The organism is Acrocarpospora catenulata (assembly GCF_018476525.1).
Lineage (GTDB): Bacteria > Actinomycetota > Actinomycetes > Streptosporangiales > Streptosporangiaceae > Acrocarpospora > Acrocarpospora catenulata.
The window spans coordinates 1-21110 of the sequence record NZ_JAHCST010000099.1; the positions used below are offsets into that span (position 1 = coordinate 1).

General features: G+C 69.5%; 18 protein-coding genes. 9 read left to right on the forward strand and 9 right to left on the reverse strand.

All coding sequences use genetic code 11. The features are described 5' to 3' along the window. Positions 1 to 923: 923 nt before the first annotated feature. The 5 genes from KIP79_RS49940 (at position 924) to KIP79_RS44475 (ending at position 7052) form a co-directional block, all read left to right on the forward strand. On the forward strand, positions 924 to 2414 hold the full coding sequence (locus tag KIP79_RS49940) for a DUF4153 domain-containing protein (protein WP_214111109.1): 1491 nt from the start codon (positions 924 to 926) through the stop codon (positions 2412 to 2414). A gap of 233 nt (positions 2415 to 2647) precedes the next feature. Continuing rightward, positions 2648 to 4186 (forward strand): N-acyl-D-amino-acid deacylase family protein, encoded by a 1539-nt coding sequence (locus KIP79_RS44460; protein WP_214111110.1) that lies wholly within the window; start codon positions 2648 to 2650, stop codon positions 4184 to 4186. 54 nt (positions 4187 to 4240) lie between these two features. Next, positions 4241 to 5449, forward strand: coding sequence for an alanine racemase (locus KIP79_RS44465; protein ID WP_214111111.1), 1209 nt, complete (start codon positions 4241 to 4243; stop codon positions 5447 to 5449). Between the two features lie 8 nt (positions 5450 to 5457). After that, complete coding sequence (locus KIP79_RS44470) at positions 5458 to 5844, forward strand: Rid family detoxifying hydrolase (protein WP_214111112.1); 387 nt, start codon at positions 5458 to 5460, stop codon at positions 5842 to 5844. After that, positions 5844 to 7052, forward strand: coding sequence for a hypothetical protein (locus KIP79_RS44475; protein ID WP_214111113.1), 1209 nt, complete (start codon positions 5844 to 5846; stop codon positions 7050 to 7052). Before KIP79_RS44470 ends, KIP79_RS44475 begins: the two co-directional genes overlap by 1 nt. On the opposite strand, the gene KIP79_RS44480 is transcribed toward KIP79_RS44475, so the two are convergent. From KIP79_RS44480 to KIP79_RS44505, 6 genes are all read right to left on the reverse strand, one after another. Then, complete coding sequence (locus KIP79_RS44480; RefSeq protein ID WP_214111114.1) at positions 7044 to 8045, reverse strand: LacI family DNA-binding transcriptional regulator; 1002 nt, start codon at positions 8043 to 8045, stop codon at positions 7044 to 7046. The genes KIP79_RS44475 and KIP79_RS44480 overlap by 9 nt on opposite strands. A gap of 115 nt (positions 8046 to 8160) precedes the next feature. Beyond that, a complete protein-coding gene (locus KIP79_RS44485; protein ID WP_214111115.1) occupies positions 8161 to 9117 on the reverse strand; it encodes a carbohydrate ABC transporter permease in 957 nt (318 codons plus the stop codon). Further along, positions 9118 to 10095: a carbohydrate ABC transporter permease gene (locus tag KIP79_RS44490; protein ID WP_372453760.1), complete on the reverse strand. Its 978-nt coding sequence runs from the start codon at positions 10093 to 10095 to the stop codon at positions 9118 to 9120. A gap of 92 nt (positions 10096 to 10187) precedes the next feature. Further along, the gene (locus KIP79_RS44495) at positions 10188 to 11540 is read right to left on the reverse strand and encodes an ABC transporter substrate-binding protein (protein WP_214111117.1); all 1353 of its coding nucleotides are present in this window, start codon (positions 11538 to 11540) and stop codon (positions 10188 to 10190) included. A gap of 290 nt (positions 11541 to 11830) precedes the next feature. Then, a complete protein-coding gene (locus tag KIP79_RS44500) occupies positions 11831 to 13984 on the reverse strand; it encodes a glycosyl hydrolase (protein WP_214111118.1) in 2154 nt (717 codons plus the stop codon). After that, positions 13930 to 14205, reverse strand: a complete 276-nt coding sequence (locus tag KIP79_RS44505; RefSeq protein ID WP_214111119.1) for a hypothetical protein — start codon at positions 14203 to 14205, stop codon at positions 13930 to 13932. Before KIP79_RS44505 ends, KIP79_RS44500 begins: the two co-directional genes overlap by 55 nt. 224 nt (positions 14206 to 14429) lie before the next feature. Here KIP79_RS44505 and KIP79_RS44510 point away from each other — a divergent pair, with 224 nt between their 5' ends. Further along, positions 14430 to 15794 (forward strand): GH1 family beta-glucosidase, encoded by a 1365-nt coding sequence (locus tag KIP79_RS44510; protein WP_214111120.1) that lies wholly within the window; start codon positions 14430 to 14432, stop codon positions 15792 to 15794. After that, the gene (locus KIP79_RS44515; protein ID WP_214111121.1) at positions 15791 to 16780 is read left to right on the forward strand and encodes a LacI family DNA-binding transcriptional regulator; all 990 of its coding nucleotides are present in this window, start codon (positions 15791 to 15793) and stop codon (positions 16778 to 16780) included. The genes KIP79_RS44510 and KIP79_RS44515 overlap by 4 nt, the downstream gene beginning before the upstream one ends. Before the next feature lie 72 nt (positions 16781 to 16852). Here the strand turns inward: KIP79_RS44515 and KIP79_RS44520 are convergent, their stop codons facing one another. Beyond that, a complete protein-coding gene (locus KIP79_RS44520) occupies positions 16853 to 17020 on the reverse strand; it encodes an MbtH family NRPS accessory protein (protein WP_214111122.1) in 168 nt (55 codons plus the stop codon). Positions 17021 to 17122: 102 nt separating this feature from the next. On the opposite strand from KIP79_RS44520, the gene KIP79_RS44525 reads away from it, so the two are divergent. Both KIP79_RS44525 and KIP79_RS44530 read left to right on the forward strand, forming a co-directional pair. Then, positions 17123 to 18268, forward strand: a complete 1146-nt coding sequence (locus tag KIP79_RS44525; RefSeq protein ID WP_214111123.1) for an ROK family transcriptional regulator — start codon at positions 17123 to 17125, stop codon at positions 18266 to 18268. 96 nt (positions 18269 to 18364) lie between these two features. After that, the gene (locus tag KIP79_RS44530; RefSeq protein ID WP_214111124.1) at positions 18365 to 19756 is read left to right on the forward strand and encodes a glycoside hydrolase family 16 protein; all 1392 of its coding nucleotides are present in this window, start codon (positions 18365 to 18367) and stop codon (positions 19754 to 19756) included. A 40-nt stretch (positions 19757 to 19796) separates the two neighbouring features. Here KIP79_RS44530 and KIP79_RS44535 read toward each other — a convergent pair whose 3' ends face one another. After that, complete coding sequence (locus KIP79_RS44535) at positions 19797 to 20351, reverse strand: hypothetical protein (protein WP_214111125.1); 555 nt, start codon at positions 20349 to 20351, stop codon at positions 19797 to 19799. Positions 20352 to 20663: 312 nt separating this feature from the next. Next, positions 20664 to 21068 carry a response regulator transcription factor gene (locus KIP79_RS44540; protein ID WP_214111126.1) on the reverse strand — a complete coding sequence of 135 codons (405 nt, stop codon included), beginning with the start codon at positions 21066 to 21068 and terminating at the stop codon, positions 20664 to 20666. Between the last annotated feature and the right edge of the window lie 42 nt (positions 21069 to 21110).

Sequence of the window (21110 nt, forward strand, 5' to 3'; positions counted from 1 at the left end):
GGGAGTCCCCCGGTAATCAGGGGACGGGCTGGGAGGGCGGGGCAGCGGCGTTGCGGTCGGGGGCGCGTGCCGGGCTCAGGGCGGGGGTTGGTGCCGGGGTCGGTATGGGGGGCGGGTTCCTTCTGGCGCTCTTCCTGGCGATTCCTGTGGGCGATCTGATCGGGGAGAGCGTCCTGCTCCTCCTCGGACTCATGCCCGTTGCCGGAGCTATCGGCGGCGCCGCCATCGGCTCCCGCGCCGCAGCCCGAGCAGCCGCTCGAGCACCCTACCCATGGCTTGTGACCCCGGGGATGAAAGCCCCAACCATTGAAAGGTCTGGAGAGACCCCCATGGCCAACGACAAAGACGAAGACAAGGCCGCAACGGAGAACACGCCGACCGAGAACCCCGCACAGGGTCAGGAGACCGTGGCTGATCAAGAAGCCCTCGCGCCGGACGCGACTTCCGAACTCCAGCAGGGTGCCGCCCCTGGGCATCCAGCTGGTGTCGTTTCCGGGGGTCAGCAGGGGGTTGCTTCCGGGCATTCGGCTGGTGTCGTTTCCGGGGGTCAGCAGGGGGTTGCTTCCGGGCATTCGGCTGGCGTTGCTTCCGGGAGTCAGCAGGGTGCCGCCCCTGGGCATCCAGCAGGTGTTGCTTCTGGGGGTCAGCAGGGGGTTGCTTCCGGGCATCCGGCTGGCGTTGCTTCCGGGGGTCAGCAGGGGGTTGCGCCTGGGCATTCGGCGGGTGTTGCTTCTGGGGGTCAGCAAGGTGTTGGTCCCGGGTACTCGGCTGGTGTTGCTCCTGGGCGTCAGCAGGGTTCCGGGTACCCGGGCGGTGTTGCCTTTGGGTATCCGGCGGGTCCCGGTCCCGTGCATCAGGCGGGTATTGCTTCCGTGCAGCCGGTCATGGCGAGTCCGCCACGCTATACCCCACCCCCACCACCGGTGTACGTCCCCCCACCGCTGTTCCCCAAGCCCAACCTCCCGGAGACTCCCCGGTGGCTGTTGCCGGTGGTGACGGTGGTCGGTGTAGTCGCGGCGATGGCGGTGCCGTACGCGCCGGTGGGGCTGGGGGTGGCCCTGACGGCGGTCGCCATGGGACTGGCGGCGTGGCCGGCCGCGCGGACGCGGCTGTCGGTATGGTCGGTGGCATTCGGACTGCTGGCGTACGCCCTGGTCGGGGTGGCGCTGATCCGGGACGCCGAGTGGGTGGTGCTGCCATCGCTGCTGGCGGCCTTCCTGATCGCGGCCCTGGCCGTGTCGGGAGGCGGCCGGGGATGGCTGAGCGCGATCCGCGGCGGACTGTCGGTCGGCCTGGCGGTGTTCCCGGTGCCATGGTTCCTGGCCGCACCGGTCAAGGCGGTCCTCAAACGGCGCCGGCTGATGCCGGTGCTGGTGAGCGTAACCATCACCATCGGCCTGATCGTGGTCTTCGGCCTGCTCTTCTCGGCCGCCGACGCGGTCTTCTCGTCCTTCGCCAACGACCTGCTCACCGCCCCGGACTGGGCCGACACCCTCCCCCTGCGAATCTTCCTCTTCGCGATCTTCGGCGCGCTGGTGGCGGCGACCGTACTGGTGGCACTCCGCCCGGTGGCCGAACCCCGGGTCCCGTACAACCGAATCCCGGTCGCCCGCACCCTCTGGGTGATGCCTCTGACCGGCCTCAACCTCCTCTTCGCCGCGTTCGTAACCGTGCAGATCACCGTCCTCTTCGGCGGCAACAGCCGAGTCCTGGAAACCGCAGGCCTCACCTACGCCGAGTACGCCAGATCCGGCTTCTTCGAGCTGGTCACCGTGAGCTTCTTCGTCCTGGGCGTGGTAGCCGTCGGCTGGGCCCTGCTGGAGCCGCGCGGCGAACTCGACCGCCGCATCCTGGCCGGCCTGCTCGGCCTGCTCTGCGCGTTCACCCTGGTGATCCTGGCCTCCGCCCTGCACCGCCTCGGCCTCTACACCGACGCGTACGGCCTGACCCGGCTACGCGCCTCGGTAGGCGCCACCATCTGGTGGCTGGCGGCCGTCTTCGTCCTGGTCCTGGCGGCAGGCGCGGTCCGCCTCAGCCGCCACGACGCCAGCTGGCTCCCCCGCGCGATGGTCCTGCTGACGGGAGCCTCCCTGCTCGTCTTCGCCCTCTGGAACCCCGACGCGAAGATCGCCGAAACCCAGCACGCCGTACGCGGCATCGACCGCCTCGACGCGGACTACCTGGGCGGCCTCGGCGCGGAAGCCGTCCCGGCCCTGAACCGCCTCCCCGAACCCACCCGCACCTGCGTCCTCCAGGAAATAATCACCCTCAACCACCTCCGCACCCCCGACCCTTGGAACGGCTGGAACCAGGCCCGCACCGAGGCCCGCAAAATCCTCCAAACCAATCCACTCCTCCCTGCCCCCTCCTGCCCCAGGTACCCGAGCCGCGATCTCATCCCCACATCCGACTAAAGGAGAGTCATGGATCTGGAAGAGGCGTACACGGCCGCTTTTGAGGAGTGGGAATGCGGGGACGACGCGCCGCTCTGGGAGACAACCGCAGATGACGGGCTGGACAATGCGGCGCGGTGACCATTACTGGGTCGACTTCGAGCCCGTCCGGGCTACCAAGCCCAACAAGATCCGCCCGGCCGTCGATCAGGCGCTCTGAGGCCATCTCACGCTCTGAGTGATTCAATCAGAGGATGGATCTTGATGTTCTTGTTCGTGGCGGGCTGGTTGTGGATGGGACAGGGGAGCCGGCAAGTCATGGAGATGTCGGGATAAAGGATGGCTTGATCATTGGGGTCGGGCGGTTGGGGGAGGTTGAGGCTCGGCAGGTGATTGATGCTCGTGGGCGGGTGTTGTTGCCGGGGTTTGTGGATTGTCATTCGCATGGGGATGCGAAGGTTTTTGAGCCTGCGGTGCAGTTGGCGATGGTGCGTCAAGGGGTGACCACCATTCTGCTGGGGCAGGATGGGGTGTCGTTCGCGCCGGTTTCGTCGAGGTCGGCACTGGAGTTTGTCAGCCGGTATTTTGCGGCGATCAACGGGTGGCATCCGGGGGTGGACGGGGCGGTTTCCGTGGGGGAGCTGCTGGCGGGGTATGACCAGAAGGCCGCCGTGAACACCGCGTATTTGGTGCCGCATGGGACGGTTCGGTATGACGTGATGGGGGCGGCCGAAAGGGCTGCCGATCGCGATGAGCTCCTGGCGATGCGGACAAGAGTGGAGCGCGGGCTGAGTGAGGGGGCCGTGGGGCTCTCGTCGGGGCTGGAGTATGTGCCTGGACGGTACGCGGATGCGGGGGAGCTGGCGGAGTTGTGCGCGCTGCTCCAGGGATTGCCATACGTGACGCATATGCGGGGGTACGGGGCTTCGGCGGGGGTGGGAATGGCCGAGGTGATCGAGATCGCGCGGCGCTCGGGGGCGAAGGCGCACGTCTCGCATTACCACGGGCCTGCCGACGATCTGCTGCCGCTGGCCGCGAAAGCCCGGGAGGAGGGCGTTGACCTGACCTTCGACACCTATCCGTACATGCGCGGGAGCACCATTCTGGGCATGGTCGTGCTGCCCGCCTGGGTCCCCGCCGCCGACATCGACGCAGCCATGGACACGCTGACCACCCAGGGCGAACGCATAAAGCGAGAATGGTCAGAAATCGTCTGGGACCGCCTCACCCTCGCCCACGCGCCGGGCGTCGAATGGGCGGAGGGCCTGACCCTCCCGGAAGCGGCAGAACGCCACGGCACCGGCGTGGAGGAGTTCTGCCGCACGCTGCTGATCGAGACCCGCCTGGAGGCGGGCTGCGTGATGGCCCGCCCGGACGAAGGCCCGGAGGCCGACCGCAGCGTAAGGACGATCATGCGCGACCCCGGCCACCTCGGCGGCTCGGACGGCATCCACCTCGGCGGCCACCCGCACCCCCGCGCGTACGGCACCTTCGCCCGCTACCTGGCCCGCCACGTCCGCGACCTCGCCGACCTGACCTGGGAGCAGGCGGCGGTGCACCTGTCCGCCCACCCGGCACGCAGGTTCCGCCTCGGTGACCGTGGCCTGATCCGCCCGGGCCAGATCGCCGACCTGATCGTGGCCGACCCCGCCACGCTGGCCGACCAGGCCACGTACCAGAACCCTCGCGAGCTCGCCACGGGCATCGACGACGTGCTGGTGGCCGGTGTCCCGGTGCTCGCCGACGGCCGCCTGACCGGCGCCACCCCGGGCCGTGCCCTGCGCGCCGCCTGAGGTCCAGTACGATCCACGGGGCGGTCTATACCACTCGGCGAACGGAGGCGGACCATGCTCCCAACCCCCGCCTTGTTCTCAACCCCCGCTTTCGGCGAAGAAGCCGGAAACCTGGTCATCGACTGGCGAACCCGGGGCTTCCTGCTCCCGGAACCCACCACCCGGGCCGCTTTCCTGGCGGCCCGCCCGTCCCTCTTCGGCGGCGCCTTCACCTGGCCGGTGATGACGCTGCGCGCCTCGGCCCTGGAGCGCAACATCACCACCCTGGCCGAGTTCGCCGCCGCCAACGGCCTCACCTTCGCGCCGCACGCCAAGACCAGCATGTCCCCGGAGCTGATCCACGCCCAGCTGCGCGCGGGCGCCTGGGGCGCCACCGCCGCCACCGCCGCCCAGGTCCTGGCGCTGCGCCACTTCGGCGTGCCCAGGGTGCTGCTGGCGGGCGAATGCTACGACGTGGGAGCGCTCCGCTGGCTCGCCGGCGAGCTGGCGGCCGGATTCGAATGCCTGATCTTCGCCGACTCGGAAGAGGGCGTGAGCGCGCTCTCGGCGGCCGCGAAAGGGGTTCCCTTCCGGGTCCTGGTGGAACTGGGCCACCCCGGCGGCCGGACCGGCTGCCGCACCCTCCAGCAGCTCCGCGAGGTCGCCGAGGCCGTCGTCGCCACCCCCGGCGTCGAACTCGCGGGCGTGGCCGGATACGAGGGCACCCAGCAGGGCCCGGACGCCGTCCGCACCTACCTGCGCGAACTGAGCCGCGCCGCCGACCTGGTCACCCCGCTGACGGACGGCGAACCCATCGTCTCGGCCGGGGGAAGCTCCTACTTCGACCTGGTCGCCGAGGAACTCCAGGACCGGCACGTCATCCTGCGCAGCGGCGCCTACCTCGGCCACGACGAGGGCTTCTACGCCCGCAGCAGCCCGCTGGCCGACGTGCTCCAGCCCGCGATCGAGGTCTGGGCCCAGGTGATCTCCACCCCGGAGCCCGGCCTGGCCCTGGTCGCCATGGGCAAGCGCGACGTGCCGTACGACCTGGACCTGCCGATGGCCCGCCACCTGCGCAGGGACGGCGAGATCACCCAGACGCGCGGCCTCATCGTCAAAAAGATCCAGGACCAGCACGCCTACCTTGACGCGGACGGCCTGCGCCCCGGGGACCTGGTCGGGTTCGGGATCTCGCACCCGTGCACGGCGTTCGACAAGTGGCGGGTGCTGCCCGTCGTGGACGACGACCACCTGGTGGTCGACTTGATCACGACTTATTTCTAGGAGAGCTGATGAGCGGAAAGCGGGAGATCCGGACCTCCGACGGCGCGGCCCCGGTCGGCGCGTACTCGCAGGGGCTGGTGGTCGGCGACTTCGTCTACACCTCCGGCATGGGGCCGCTCGACCCGGCCACCGGCGAGGTGGTCGGCGCCGACGTCGCGGCCCAGACCCACCAGACCCTGCGCAACCTGGCCGCCGTGCTGGCCGCGCAGGGCCTGGGCTTCGACGACGTGGTCAAGGCCACCGTGCATTTGCAGAACCTCAAGGAGGACTTCGCCGCCTACAACGAGGTGTACAAGTCCTACTTCAACGAGCCGTACCCGGTTCGGACCACGGTCGGCTCCCAGCTCATGGACATCCTCGTCGAGATCGACTTCGTGGCGTACAAGGGGCGGTAGTGGACACCTCCGTGTACGTCTTCGCCGAGGATCTGGCCGGGGAGGGCCTCGGCCCGGTCCTGGACCGGATCACCGGGTACGGCGCCGCGGGGGTGACCGTGGCCGCCGCCCACCACCGGACCAGGGACGTCACCCCGCACGGCGTCACCCGGATCACCCAGCGCCAGGACGGCGTGCACTTCCCCGTCCCGGACGGGCTGTTCGGCCGCCTCGTTCCGCCTCTTCAGCCGGGCGCCGACAAGGACCCGCTGGCCGAGGTGCGCCGAGCCTGCGCCGACCGCGGCCTGAGCGCGCACGGCTGGGCGGTCTTCCTGCGCAACCCGACGCTGGGCGCCGCCCACCCCGACGTGACCGTGCGGAACTGCTTCGGCGACCACGGCTTCCCCGCCGACCTCTGCCCGGCCCACCCCGACACCCGCGGGTACGCGGTGGCGCTGGCCCGCGCCGTGGCCCGCCAGGGCTTCGCCAGCGTGGTGGCCGAGGCACTGCACTTCGCCACCTTCTCCGCCCAGCGCCTGGCCGTCCCGCTCGGCCCGATGGACGCCTTCCTGTTCGGCCTTTGCTTCTGCGACCACTGCCTGCGCCGCGCCACCGACCTGGGGGTGCACGCCGAGGTGGCCAGGGAGGAGTGCGCCCGCATCGTCGGCGGTGTACTGGACGGTGACCTGCCCGCTCAGGGCGAGGTCACCAGGGCCGCGCTCACCGCGTACGCCGGGCCCGAGGTGGTGGCCTACGCGCGGGCCCGCTCGGAGACGGTGACCACGCTGGTGGCCGAGGTGGCCGCCGCGGTCACCGAGGAGGGGGCCAAGCTCACCTACATCGACGGCACCGGCGCCGCCAAGGGCTACGCCGACGGCCTGCCCCCGGCCGGTCTGGCCGCGCACGACGCCTGGCAGCTCGGCGTCGACCTGGTCGCGCTCGGCGACATCGTGCCCTCCTTCGCGGTGCTCGGCTACGCCAGGGACGCGGCCAGGGTGGCCGACGACGTGGCCGCCTACCAGCGCTCGGTGGGCAAGGACCGGGAACTGCGCACGGTGCTCCGCCCGGGGGTGCCCGACATCGGCCCGTTCGGCGAGACCGACGCCACCGAACGCCTGGCCGCCAAGGTCCGCGCCGCCAAGGCGGCCGGAGCCCAGGGCGTCGACTTCTACGCCTACGGCCTGGCCCCGCTCAACGCGCTGGCCAGGATCAAAGGAGCCCTAGGCTGATTCGCGGATCACCAGCTCGGTGTTGAGGATCACCGGGCTGGCCGCGTTCTCGTCCCCCTCCAGCAGGCTGAGCAGCAGTTTCACCATGGCCGCCGCCTGCTCGATGATCGGGTGCCGGACGGTGGTGAGCGGCGGGTCGGTGTACCTGGCCGCCTCGATGTCGTCGAAGCCGACGATGGCCACGTCGTCCGGCACGCTCCGGCCCGCGTGGCGGAGGGCCTGGATGGCGCCGATGGCCATCAGGTCGTTGGCGATGAAGACCGCGTCCAGCTGGGGGTCGTCCTCCAGCAGCTGGCGCATGGCGATGGCGCCCGACTCCCGGGTGAAGTCGCCGACCGCCACGATCGAGCGCCGGTCGGAGTCGCGCAGCGCGTTCCGGTAGCCGGTCAGCCGGTCCTGCCCGCCGATCATGTCCTGCGGCCCGGCGATGGTGGCGATCCGCCGCCGCCCCCGCTCCAGCAGGTGGCGCACCGCGATCTCGGCGCCGCCCACGTTGTCGTTGTCCACGTACGGCAGCGCCACCGGTACGGCGGGCCGGCCGTACGAGACGGCGGGCACGCCCATCCGGGTGATCGCGGCGGGCAGCGGGTCGGCGCCGTGCATGGAGATGAGCATGACGCCGTCCACGTGGCCGCTGGCGATGTATCGCTCCACCCGGGCATGGCTCTGCGCGGTGCCGCTGAGCATCAGCACCACCTGCTTGTCGGCCGCCTCCAGCTCCACGCTGGCCGACCGGATCACCGTGGAGAACATGGGGTCGTCGGAGAACACCCGGGTGGGCGGCTCGGAGACGACCAGCGCGATCGAGTCGGTCCGCTGGGTGACCAGGCTGCGCGCCGCCGAGTTGGGCACGTAGCCCAGCTCCCGCACCGCCCGCATCACCACGTCGCGGATCTCAGGACCGACGGTCGACTGACCGTTGACGACCCTGGAGACGGTGGCCCGGGAGACCCCGGCGCGCGCGGCGACAGCCTCCAAAGTGGGGCGCTTCATTGGGTCCCTCCGCATTTATGAGAAAATGCGCCGCCTGCGTGGCCGCAGGTCGGAGCACGTCAACTGACACACGATTTTATTGCAGGCCGCGCATTTCTCATTAACGGTTCCAGCGCTATCCCTTGATGCCGCCTGCCAGCAGCCCCCGGACGAAGTACCGCTGGGCCGACAGGAAGACGATCAGCGGCACGATGATGGAGACGAAGGCGCCGGCGGTGAGGCGCTGCCACTCGTTGCCCCGGGTGCCGGCCATCTGCGCCAGCCGTACCGTCATGGGGGCCGAGTCGGCGGTGCCGCCCGCGAAGATGAGCGCCACCAGCAGGTCGTTCCAGACCCAGAGGAACTGGAAGATGCCGAGGGCGGCGATGGCGGGCACCACCAGCGGGAACACGATCGTACGGAGGATCTTGCCGTGCGTGGCGCCGTCCACCCGGGCCGCCTCGATCAGCGAGCCGGGCAGCTCGGACATGAAGTTGTGGAGCAGGAAGACACCCAGCGGCAGGGCGAAGCAGGTGTGGGCGAACCAGACCTGGATGAACCTGGCCGGTCCCTCCAGGTCCCAGGCGGGCAGCACGGTCACCCCGAACAGCTCCACACCCTGGGAGAAGAACGACAGCAGCGGCACCAGCGCCATCTGCAGCGGCACCACCTGGAGCGCGAAGATCCCGATGTAGATCCAGTCCCGGCCGCGGAAGTCCAGCCAGGACAGCGCGTACGCGGCGAAGACGGCCAGCGCCACCGGGAAGAGCACCGACGGGATGGTGATGACCAGCGAGTTGATCAGGAAGCTGGCCATCTGGCCCGACGAGGAGGAGGTGCCGAACAGCACCGACTGGTAGTTCTCCAGGGTGAGCTGCGGGTCGGCGAAGAACGTCCACCAGCCGGTCTGCTTGATCTGGTCCTCCGGCCGGAACGAGGACAGGAACAGGCCGAAGGTGGGCGTGGTCCACAGCAGCGCGATGACGATCGCGATCAGGCTGGCCCCATGGCTGGTCAGCCGTCGGCGCACCCGGGCGGAGGGGGTGTGCGCGTGGGCGCCGGTCTGGGTGAGCGGGGTGGCGATGGTGGTCATCTAGGCCTGCCGGTTCTGCCGAAGATTACGGACCTGGTAGACGACGATGGGCGTGACGAGGACGAACAGGAAGACCGCCAGGGCCGCGCCCTTGCCCGTCTCGCCGTAGCGGAAAGCTTGGTTGTACATCTCGTTCGCGATCACGCTGGTGTCGAACTGGCCACCGGTCATGGTGCGGACGATGTCGAACAGCTTCAGCGTGCCGATCGACTGGGTCACCAGCACCACGATCACGGCCGGGCGGATGGCCGGGATGGTCACCCGGAAGAACATCTGCACCGGGGTGGCGCCGTCCAGCCGGGCGGCCTCGACGATCTCCGAGGGGATGCTCTTGATCGCCGCCGAGAGCACCACGGTGGCGAAGCCGGCCTGGATCCAGACCATGACGATGATCAGGAAGAGCGTGTTGATCGGGGGATCCAGCAGCCACTGCTGCGGGGTGCCGCCGAACAGGACCACGATCTGGTTGAGCAGGCCGATCTGGTCGCTCTCCTCGGGGCGGTAGGCGTACACGAAACGCCAGATGATGCCCGCGCCGACGAACGAGATGGCCATCGGCAGGAAGACCAGCGACTTGGCCAGCGCCTCGAAGCGGGTGTTGTCCACCACCACTGCGTACACCAGGCCGATGGCCGTGACCAGGAGTGGCACCAGGAGCACCCAGATCAGGGTGTTGCGGAGCACGGTGAGCGCCTCGGGCTGGGTGAACATCCAGGAGTAGTTCTCCAGGCCCACCCAGCTGCTGCTGTCGCCGTTCATGAAGGAGAGCAGGGTGGTCCGGATGCCCGGGATGACCAGGCCGATGCCCAGCAGGATCAGCGCGGGGGCGAGCAGGATGAACGCGTGCAGCCTGGCCTTCTGGCGCATTGGCGCGCGGTCCAGCAGGAGCAGCATGAGGCCGATGAAGGCGCAGAAGGCGACGACGCCGAGCAGCAGCTGGACGAGCTTGGGGGACTCGGCCGCGAAGTCGAAGTTCAGATCCATGAGGTGGGGGGTCTCCCTCGGGGCAGGCACGTCCGGCTCCGGGCGATGCCGGAGCCGGACGTGTCAGTCACCTGTTGAGCTGTTACCTACGACTTGGGCCAGGAGGCCTCGATGAAGTCGAGGGTCGACTTCGTGTCCTTGCCGTTGATCCAGTCGGTCATGCCCTTCCAGAAGGTGCCCGCGCCCACGGCGGCCGGCATCAGGTCGGAGCCGTCGAACCGGAAGATGGTGTTCGGGTCCTGGAGGATCTCCATGGAGAGCTTGTCGATCGGGTTCTGCGCGTTGGCCAGGTCCACGCCCTTGTTGGCGGAGACGTAGGTGGCCAGCTTCATCCGGGTGTTCGGGAATTCCTTGCCGGCCAGGTAGGCCTGGACGGCCTGGACCTCGGGACGGTCGGCGAAGGCCGCCACGAACTCACCGGCGCCGAGCACCGGCTTCTTGGCCGGGTCGTTGCCGGGCAGGTAGAAGGCGAAGACGTCCCCGTCCTCGGCGACCTTGGTGCCCTCCGGCCAGAAGTTGGAGTAGAAGGAGGCCTGCCGGTGCAGGGCGCACTTGCCCTCGGTGATCGGCACGCCGCCCTCCTGGAAGGCGGTGCTGGCGATGGACTTGACCGGGCCGTAGCCGCCGTTGACGTACTTCTCGTTCTTCAGGATGGCGCCGACCTTGTCGACCGCGGCGACGACCTTCGGGTCGTTGAAGGCGAGCTTGTGGGCGACCCAGTTGTCGTACTCCTCGGGACCGAGCTCGCGGAGGATGACGTCCTCGATCCAGTCGGTGGCCGGCCAGCCGGTGGCGTCGCCGGACTCGATGCCCGCGCACCAGGGCTTGATGCCGGTGGCCGCGATGGTGTCGGACAGGGCCATCAGCTCGTCCCAGGTCTTGGGAATGGCCCAGCCCTTCTCCTGGAACATCTTGGGCGAGTACCAGACGAAGGACTTCACGCTGGCACCGAGGGGGGCGCCGTAGAAGACGTTGTCGACGGTGGCGTACTTGGCCCAGTCAGGGGACCAGTTCTGCTCGGTGAGCTGCTTGACCTTGTCCGAAGCCGGCTTGAGCTTGCCCGCCTTGGCGAACCGCTCCAGCAGACCGGGCTGGGGGAAGAAAGCGATGTCGGGCGGGTTGCCGGCGTCGGCGCGGACCTGGATCTGCGCCTCGAACTCGCCGGTGCCCTCATATGTGATCTTCATGCCCGTGCACTTGGCGAACGGTGCCCAGGCCTGCTCGAACAGGTCCGCCTCGGTGTCCCGGATCGGGGAGTAGATGCTCACGGTCTTGCCGGCGAACGAGCCGTATTCAGCGAACGGAGCGCATTCCTCGGAGACGCTGCTGCCGGCGGACGGCGTCGAGGTCTCAGTGGATCCGCATCCGGTGGCGACCAGGGCCAAGCCCACACCGGCCGCGATGGCCGTGAGACGTGCGGGGCGTGAGAGGAGTGACATGGACCCTTCCTCCAAAGCTTTACCGGGAACGCTCATGAGAGAGCGATTCCGGAAGCCTTATCCGTTAACGACGTGATGTCAATCGATGTGAGACGACGGTTACGGGATTGTGAATTCGCCTACTGCGTCGTCGGGAGAGCGCTCTCACGACCTTGCGGGGGTCGGGCGGGCTTCCCGGGGGACGAAAATGCGAGCCAGCCTCTAGAAGACGATAAATGGCGACACGTCTGGCGCGAAAGCGGCTGCTACCGCCGGGCGGGAGCGCTCCCGCCCGGCGATGGACAGCGTGCTCAGCTCACGTCGAAGGTGAACCAGTTGATGTTGACGAAATCAGCGGGCTGGCCACTGCTGAAGGTGATGTAGACGGTCTGGGTGCCGGTGGTGGTGGTGATGTTGGCCGGCACAGTGGTCCAGGTCTGCCAGCCGCCGGTGTTGGCCACCGCGAACTGACCGATCGGGGTGGCCGTCGGGCTGCCGAGCCGGACCTGGACCAGGCCGCTGATGCCGCCGGCCGCGCCGGAGGCCACCCGCGCCTTGAACTGGAACTCGCCGTTGAAGCGTACGTTGTCGAACCGCAGCCAGTCGCCGTTGGCGATGTAGGCCACGTTCTGACCGCCGCCGGTGTCGGTGGTGGTCTCCACTGCGGTGCCCTGCTGGGCGTTGTACGCCTCCGCCTGGATGATCGACCGGGCGTTCCAGCCGCCGCTGGGACTGGGCGACGGGCTCGGGCTCGGGCTCGGACTCGGGCTCGGGCTCGGAGACGGAGACGGGCTCGGCCCGCTGCCGTTGCCCGGTTCCACGCCGCTGCCGGCCGCGCCCCGCCAGGCCATCGCCCTGGCCGGGACGGACAGTGTCGCGCCGTCGGAGAACGTCACCGTCACCGCCGAGCCGGACACGTTGTAGGCGATGTAGGTCTTCGCGCCGTTCTTGTTGAGCACCGCGTACGTCGGCACGTTGGCCGTCACCGAGTGGTCCGGGGTGCCCCAGGTGTTGAGCGAGGTGATCCAGTGGTAGGCGTGCGCCCGCGAGTCGCCGTCCTCCGGGCTGGGGTTGTTGGCCAGCCAGAGCGACTGCGCCTGGGCCGGATCGCTCATCGCCAGGAACTCCCAGATGACGTCCCGCCACTCCACCTCCTGCCCGGGGTTGTTGGCCCTGATCTCGGCCACGTTCTGCAGGATGTCGGCCTTCCAGGCGCCGTGGTAGAGCGAGCCGCCGGTGATCGGCAGCATGTTGATGCCGTGGATCTCCTCGGGGTTGGCGGTCCACCAGGTGGCGTACGCCCCGCCCGCGCCCCAGACGATGCCGAGCGTGTCGTGCGGGTAGTTGGACGGGAAGATCGCGTTGTCCTTGTCGAACCAGTACTGGCCGATCGCGTCACGCTCGGTGGTGTACTGGTAGATGCCCATGTCCCGGAGCGCGGTGTCCCCGGTGGCCTGGCCGAACAGCACGGCCGCGGCGTTGAACATCATCGCCTCGGAGGAGGACTCCTGGTTGTTGCCGTGCGCGAACGCGCCGTGCCCGGCGGCCCAGGCGTGGCCCGCGTACGGGTCGAAGTTGCGCAGGAACGGGAATCGGGTGTCGTTCCTGTCCCAGTTGGCGGACTCCTTGACCAGCAGCTTCAGCATGCCGCCGTACTGGGAATCCGACACCCAGGCCGGGTCGTGCTGGGCCACCATGGCCGCCGCCAGGACGTAGTAGCCGTAGTGGAAGTGGTGGTCGTTGAGTTCGGCGTCCGAGCCGTAGGAGGCGGGGTAGCCGATCAGCGTGCCCCAGGACGAGTCGTAGGCGAACAGCCGCCCGGTCTCGCCGGATCCGGCCGTCAGCCAGTCCGCCAGCCGGGTCTTGACCAGGTTGATCGCTTTGTCCCGCCCCGCCGGGTAGCCGATCTGGTTGGCCACCGGGATGAGCGCGGCCAGCCGCCAGAGCGCCTTGCCGGTCCAGTAGGTGTCGACGGCGCCCTTGTACGGGTCGGCCGCGTTGAGCTCGGCGTCGATGTCGTTGCGGATGCGCGTGGTGTCGGCGCTCGGCGAGATCGGCAGCGCGGGCAGCACCCCGTTGAACTTGGACACCGTGCTGAACGACGTGCCCGCCCTGACCTTCATCTGGCCGCGCGGCGAGTTGTAGGTGTAGGTGGTGAGCGCGTCGGAGCTGTTCAGCCACTGGTGCCGGTAGAGCGCGAACAGGGTGCCGGTCTGGCTGCCCTGCCGCGCCGTGGTGGTGGCCGCGTAGGTGGCGGTGAGGTTTCCGTTGCCGGCGTTGTAGGACCAGCTCATCGTGGTGTTGGTGACGAAGGAGTAGGCGTACTGCTGGAAGAGCGAGAGCGCGGCCCTGGACGGGAGCAGGGCGACCGAGAAGAAGCTCGCCGGCGCGGTGGCGTTGGCGGTCCCGGTCAGCGTCCAGTTGACGGGTTGCCCGGGAACCGCTGGAAGACCAGCGACGACCACCAGTCGTTGGTGGGCACGGCGCGGCCTGCCATCCGGGAGGTGACCTTCGGGGTCACCGCGGCGCCCGCGTTGTTGGACGGGCCGACGGTGCCGGCGGGGCGGGTGGTGGCGTAGCTGCCCGCGCCCACCGTGACCGCATTGGCCGGTGACGCGGTGACGACGGGAACGACGAGTGCGGCGGCCATCATGGCGGCGGCCACGACGGCTGTCCTGAAACGCACGGTTACCTCCTCGGTACCGAGCTTGCGGGGTGCGCCCGCATGGGGGCTTTCAGAGAGCGCTCTCAGACGTGGGAAGCTAACCGCGCGTTAACGTCAAGTCAATGGGCCATCACGAGCCACCTGAAAATCGTGTGCATCTTCGGTCGCCTTGACAGGCGGGGCGGCCAGCCGCAATGCTGCCTGAGAGCGCTCTCACGGGGAGGCGCGGGGAGGGGCGAGGCGACATGACCGTGTCCACGGAGTTGGCCCAGGGGATCCTGGAGTTCCCGCCAGGCTTCATGTGGGGAACGGCGACGGCCTCGTACCAGATCGAGGGGGCGGCCCGCGAGGACGGCCGGGGACCCTCCATCTGGGACACGTTCGCGCGCACCCCCGGCAAGGTGCACCTCGGCCACACCGGCGAGGTCGCCTGCGACCACTACCACCGGTACACCGCCGACGTGGCCACCATGGCCGAGCTCGGCATGGGCGCCTACCGCTTCTCCGTGGCCTGGCCGCGCATCCAGCCGGACGGCTCGGGCCCGGCCAACTCGCGCGGCCTGGACTTCTACGACCGCCTGGTGGACGAGCTGCGCGGCCACGGCATCACGCCCATCCTCACCCTCTACCACTGGGACCTGCCGCAGACCCTGGAGGACCACGGCGGCTGGACCAGCCGGGACACCGCCGAGCGGTTCGCCGAGTACGCCGCGATCGTGCACCGGCGGCTGGGCGACCGGGTGGACATGTGGACCACCCTCAACGAGCCGTGGTGCTCGGCCTTCCTCGGGTACGCGGCCGGGCTGCACGCGCCGGGCCGTACCGAGCCGGGGGCGGCCTTCGCCGCCGCCCACCACCTGCTGCTCGGCCACGGCCTGGCCACCCGGGAGCTGCGCCGGGCCGGCGCCCGCGAGGTGGGCATCACGCTCAACCTGGCCCCCGTCCGCGGCTCCGACCTGACCGCGGTGGCCGTGCCCGACGGCATCCTCAACCGGATCTTCCTGGACCCGGTGCTGCGCGGCGAGTACCCCACCGACGTGATCCGCAGGGCCGAGCGCTTCACCGACTGGTCGTTCGTCCGCGACGGCGACCTGACGCTGATCGGCGCGCCCATCGACATGCTCGGCGTCAACTACTACCACCCGTTCCAGGTCGAACCCCGGCCGGGCCAGCCCGCCAACCCGGTCTTCCCCGGCAGCGAGGGCATCGGCTTCATCGACAAGCCGGGACCGACCACCGCCATGGGCTGGCCGATCGAGGCCGACGGCCTCACCGAGCTGCTCGTCGGCCTCAAGCGCGACTACCCGCCGGTGCCGCTCGTGATCACCGAGAACGGGGCCGCCTTCGACGACGTGCTGGCCGGCGGCCGGGTCGCCGACAACCGCCGCATCGAGTTCCTGGACGCCCACTTCCGCGCCGCGCACGCCGCCATCGCCGCCGGGGTGGACCTGCGCGGCTACCTGGTCTGGTCGTTCATGGACAACTTCGAGTGGGCGTACGGGTACGACAAGCGCTTCGGCTTGGTCTACGTCGACTACGCCACCCAGGAGCGCACCCCCAAGGACAGCGCCCACTGGTACCGCGAGGTCATCAGGCGGAACGGCCTGTGACCACCCGCCCCACGCTGGAGAAGGTCGCGGCCAGGGCCGGAGTGTCCAGGGCCACCGTCTCCCGCGTGGTCAACGGCTCGGCCAGCGTCGGCGAGGACATCCGGCGCGCGGTCCTGCGCGCGGTCGAGGAACTCGGGTACGTGCCCAACTTCGCCGCGCGCAGCCTGGTCACCCAGCGGGCCGACACGGTCGCGCTGGTCTTCTCCGAGCCGCCGGTCCGGGTGTTCTCCGACGACCCCACCTTCGCGGGGATCATCCGCGGCGTCTCCCAGGAGCTGGAACTCGCCGACAAGCAGCTGGTGCTCATGCTCGCGGGGTCGGCGCGCGGGCACGAGCGGGTCGAGCGGTACACCACCGCTGGGCACCTGGACGGGGTGATCGTCGCCTCGATGCACGGGGCCGACCCGCTGCCCGCCGTCCTCGCCCGGCTGGGCATCCCCGTCGTGTGCAGCGGACGGCCGATCACCGGGAACGGGCTGCCGTACGTGGACATGGACAACGTGTCCGGGGCGATGCAGGCCGTCTCGCACCTGGTCGAGCGGGGACGGCGGCGGATCGCCACCATCGCGGGGCCGCCCGACATGGTGGCCGGGATCGACCGCCTGAACGGCTACCGCGAGGTGCTCAGGGACTCCGGGCGGCGCTCCATCATCGCCATCGGCGACTTCACCCGGGACTCCGGGGCGCTCGCCATGCGCCAGCTCCTGGACGACGATCCCGCGCTGGACGCGGTCTTCGTGGCCTCCGACATGATGGCCTTCGGCGCGCTGAAGGCGCTGCGCGAGGCCGGGCGGAGGGTGCCCGACGACGTCGCCGTGGTCGGCTTCGACGACGTGCCCTCGGCCGTCTACACCGATCCGCCGCTCACCACCGTGCGGCAGCCAACCCTGCGCATGGGCCGCGAACTGGCCCGCCTCCTGCTGGACCCCGACCAGTCCGCGCCCGTGCTCCTGCCTACCGAACTGGTCGTGCGGGAATCCACCTGAGCGCTCGTCAGAAGATGGACGGGGGATGAACGCCGCCTTCTACTGAAAGAGTGCGGCAGTACGGGGGACGGGTCACACGATCGTGCCGTGGACCCCCCACACCTGGGCGATGTGGTCCAGGTGCTGCTGGTGGACGCCGTCGACCCCGGTCGCGCGCCAGCCCTCGGGCGGCGGGCCGCTGTCGGCGGGCCAGAGGGCGTATTGGCCTTCCGCGCTGATAATGACCATGAAAGTGGGCACGTATGCCCCCTCTCTTTTGAGAGCGCTCTCTGTGAGAATGCGGCTATTTTCCCGCCCAGTCAAGGGGTGTAGGTTCAGGATCTGAACATTGGAGATCGTTAAATGGCGAACTCGCTGTCCTCGCTTCGCGAGTCCAACCGGCGCATGGTGACCGAGGCGGTGCGGAAGGCGGGCTCGCTCACGCAGGCGCAACTGGCCCGGACCACCGGCCTGTCCCCGGCCACCGTGTCGACCATCGTCCGGGAACTGCGCGACCTGGGCGTACTCGCGATCAGCTCGGGCGGCGGGCGGCGGAACGCGGTGACCCTGGCACCGGAGCCCGGGCTGCTGGTCGGCATCGACTTCGGCCACTCCCACCTGCGGGTGGCGGTCGCCGAGCCGACCAGGCGGGTGCTGGCCGAGCAGGCCATCCCGCTGGACGTGGACACCAGCGCCGCGGAGGGCCTGCTGGCCGCGGAGACGCTGGTGGACGAGCTGCTGGCGGCGCTGCGCGCCGACCGCCAGGAGGTGCTCGGGGTGGGACTGGGTGTTCCGGGTCCGATCGATCCGCTCACCGGGGTGCTCGGGTCCAGCACGATCCTGCCGGGGTGGGTGGGCATCAATCCGGCGCTGGCCCTGGGGGAGCGGCTGGGGTTGCCGGTGCACGTGGACAACGACGCCAACCTGGGCGCGATCGCCGAGGCGACCTGGGGGGTGGCGCGGGGGCGGCGGGACGTGGCGTACCTGAAGGTGGCCTCCGGGGTGGGGGCCAGCATCATCATCGACGGGCGGATCTACCGGGGGGCGAGCGGCGCGGCGGGGGAACTGGGGCACATCACCATCGACGAGAACGGGCGGCTCTGCCGGTGCGGCAACCGGGGGTGCCTGGAGACGCTGGCGGGTGGGCTGTACCTGATTGAGCTGGTCAGAGCGACACACGGACCGGGGATCACGGTGCCCCGGCTGGTCGAGCTGGCGCTGGCGGGGGACGTCGGCTGCCGGCGGGTGATCGGTGACGCGGGACGGCACCTGGGGGTCGCGGTGGCCAGCCTCTGCAACATCCTCAACCCCGGCCTGGTGGTGGTCGGCGGCGCCCTGGCGGAGGCCGGCGCGCTGCTGGTGGATCCGCTCCAGGAAGTGGTGCACCGGCTGGCGATCCCGAGCGCGGCGGCGGTGCTCTCGGTGGTGCCGGGGGCGCTGGGGGACCGCGCGGGCGTGCTCGGAGCGCTCGCCAGTGTTCAGGTCTCGAACATGGAGAGCGCTCTCTAAATTCTCACTTGAGGGCCTTGACCGGTGTTGGACCAAGGCGCAAAGTAACCCTAATCGCCGGTGGTTGCGCTATCTCGTCTCCCGAAAGGTTCCTCCATGGAATCCGTACGAGTTAGAAAACGCTCTCTAATCGGATTACTGATCGCGGCCGCCCTGCCGCTGGTCCTGCTCAACGCGATGAGCGCGAACGCGGCCGTGCCCGCCACCCCCTCCGGCTGGAGCCTGGTCTGGTCCGACGACTTCAACGGCGCGGCCGGATCCCTGCCCAACTCCACCAACTGGCAGATCGACACCGGCCACGGCTACCCGGGCGGCCCCGGCAACTGGGGCACCGGCGAGATCCAGAACTACACCGCCAACCCCGCCAACGTCAGCCTGGACGGCTCCGGCAACCTGCGCATCACCCCCATCGGCAGCGGCAGCAACTGGACCTCCGCCCGGATCGAGACCCGCCGGGCCGACTTCAAGCCCGCCGCCGGTCGCATCCTGCGCATCGAAGGCCGCATCCAGATGCCCAACGTCACCGGCTCCGCCGCGCTCGGCTACTGGCCGGCCTTCTGGGCGCTGGGCTCCCCGTACCGGGGGAACTACTGGAACTGGCCCGGTATCGGCGAGTTCGACATCATGGAGAACGTCAACGGCATCAACTCCGTCTGGGGCGTGCTGCACTGCGGCGTCAGCCCCGGCGGCCCGTGCAACGAGACCAACGGCCTCGGCGCCAGCCGCGCCTGCCCCGGCTCGTCGTGCCAGTCGGCCTTCCACACCTACCGCTTCGAATGGGACCGCAGCGTCACTCCCAACCAGCTCCGGTGGTACGTGGACGGCCAGCAGTTCCACAGCGTCAGCCAGTCCCAGTTCGACGCGACAACCTGGTCGAACATGACCAGCCACACCGGATATTTCATCCTTTTGAACGTGGCTATGGGCGGCGGCTTCCCGAACGGCGTCGCCGGCTTCGGCACCCCCACCGCCGCGACCGTCTCCGGCCGCCCCATGGTCGTCGACTACGTCGCGGTCTGGCAGAGCGGGGCCCCCACCACCCCGCCGCCCTCCTCACCGCCGCCCGGCGGTGGCGTGGACGCGCGCTCGACCATCCAGGCGGAGGCGCACCAGGCCCAGCAGGGCACCTTCAAGGAGACCACCACCGACACCGGCGGCGGCCAGAACATCGGCGGCATCGGCAACGGCGACTGGCTCCGCTACGACAACGTCAACTTCGGCTCCACCGCCGCCACGCAGTTCAAGGCACGGGTGGCCTCCGGCGCCGCCGCCGGCGTCAGCGGCCTGGTCGAGGTACGGCTGGACAGCCGCACCGGCCCGGTCATCGGAAGCTTCGCCCTCGCCAACACCGGCGGCTGGCAGAGCTGGCGCACCGTCCCGGCCAACATCGCGGCCACCACCGGCACCCACACGGTCTTCCTGACCTTCACCAGCGGCCAGCCGGCCGACTACGTCAACGTCAACTGGTTCACGTTCTCGACGACGTGATTTCCGCTGCGGCCGGGAGTCCCGGCTCCCGGCCGCCGGGTCAGGCCCAGTCGTAGGCGTTGAGGAACGAACGGTCGCCGGAGGCGTACGAGAGGAAACAGGCCCGCACGTCGGTCAGGCCCGGCACCCGGGCGGCGCGAATGCTCCCGCCCTCCTTGAACTCGACCTCGAACCCGCCTTGTTCGTCCGGCGAGACCTGCATGAAATGCCGCCCGAAGGCGACCAGCGCGACAAACGGATTCTGCGCCGACATCGTCCCCAGCACGTCGTGCACCAGCCCCAGATCCGGATCGATCACCACCATGCCGTCCCCGGTGTGCAACTGAATCCCCGGGTAAGCGCCGAGCGGCTCGCGGTTGTGCACCAGATCCCGTTGCGGGTCATAACAGACGAGCCCCTCATCCCGCGCGAACGCGAACACCGCCCGCGACACCTCGTCCGCCCGCTCAACCTGGATCCTGATCAGCCCCCCACTGACCTCCTCATCCGGAAATCTCTCCTTCAAAACCGGCGTATCCACATGCAGATACCGCTCCCGCGCCACAGCCCGGCTGATCGGCTCGCTCTCCCGCCACACCGCGAGTACGAAGCTCATACCTCTGACCATAAACGCCCCCAAAAGCTCCCCGGACCCACCCGCACTACGCGCCCGTCCGCTTCCGGACCCACCCGCGCTCCACCTCCGAAGAGACCGGCTCGCCAACAGACCCAGCGCCTCCTGCTCACGCGCCGACTGACCGGGTGGTTCCTGCTCATGCGCCGAATGATCGGAAGGCTCCCTGCCCACGCCGAATGACCGGGCGGCTCCTGTCCCGAACGATCGGGTGGTTCCTGCTCACGCGCTGAACGACCGGGCGGCTCCTGCCCACACGCCGAACGACCGGGCGGTGCCGACTGACCCGGAGATTCAGCTGGCTCCTGTAGCCGTCTCTGTGGCTCCGCCGGCCAGATCGCGGACCAACTGGATCAGCTCCGCCGGATCAAACGGCTTCGTCAGATACGCATCGACCCCGATCCGCATCCCCCGCCGCTTGTCCTCCTCCTGCGCCCGAGCCGTGATCAGCACCACCTTGATATGCGTGGTCATCTCATCGGCACGCAACTTGCTCGCCGTCTCCCAGCCATCCAGCCGCGGCATCATCACATCCAGCGTGACGACATCCGGATCGACCTCCCGCACCCGATCCAGGCAGTCCTGCCCGTCAGACGCGGTGTACACATCAAAGCCCTCCAAGGTCAGATTGACCGCGATGAGCTGCCGGATGACCTCATCGTCATCCACCACAAGAACACGCCCCAGAACCTCACCCACGGCGGCGAGGCTACCCCGCCCACCCCCCCCCCCCCCCCCTTT

What these genes read in the sequence shown, in the direction of transcription:
- KIP79_RS44460 (WP_214111110.1), top strand. Translation starts at nt 2,648, where the DNA reads ATGGATCTTGATGTTCTTGTTCGTGGCGGGCTGGTTGTGGATGGGACA.
- KIP79_RS44465 (WP_214111111.1), top strand. Translation starts at nt 4,241, where the DNA reads ATGCTCCCAACCCCCGCCTTGTTCTCAACCCCCGCTTTCGGCGAAGAA.
- KIP79_RS44470 (WP_214111112.1), top strand. Translation starts at nt 5,458, where the DNA reads ATGAGCGGAAAGCGGGAGATCCGGACCTCCGACGGCGCGGCCCCGGTC.
- KIP79_RS44480 (WP_214111114.1), bottom strand. Translation starts at nt 8,045, where the DNA reads ATGAAGCGCCCCACTTTGGAGGCTGTCGCCGCGCGCGCCGGGGTCTCC.
- KIP79_RS44485 (WP_214111115.1), bottom strand. Translation starts at nt 9,117, where the DNA reads ATGACCACCATCGCCACCCCGCTCACCCAGACCGGCGCCCACGCGCAC.
- KIP79_RS44495 (WP_214111117.1), bottom strand. Translation starts at nt 11,540, where the DNA reads ATGTCACTCCTCTCACGCCCCGCACGTCTCACGGCCATCGCGGCCGGT.
- KIP79_RS44510 (WP_214111120.1), top strand. Translation starts at nt 14,430, where the DNA reads ATGACCGTGTCCACGGAGTTGGCCCAGGGGATCCTGGAGTTCCCGCCA.
- KIP79_RS44525 (WP_214111123.1), top strand. Translation starts at nt 17,123, where the DNA reads ATGGCGAACTCGCTGTCCTCGCTTCGCGAGTCCAACCGGCGCATGGTG.
- KIP79_RS44530 (WP_214111124.1), top strand. Translation starts at nt 18,365, where the DNA reads ATGGAATCCGTACGAGTTAGAAAACGCTCTCTAATCGGATTACTGATC.
- KIP79_RS44535 (WP_214111125.1), bottom strand. Translation starts at nt 20,351, where the DNA reads ATGAGCTTCGTACTCGCGGTGTGGCGGGAGAGCGAGCCGATCAGCCGG.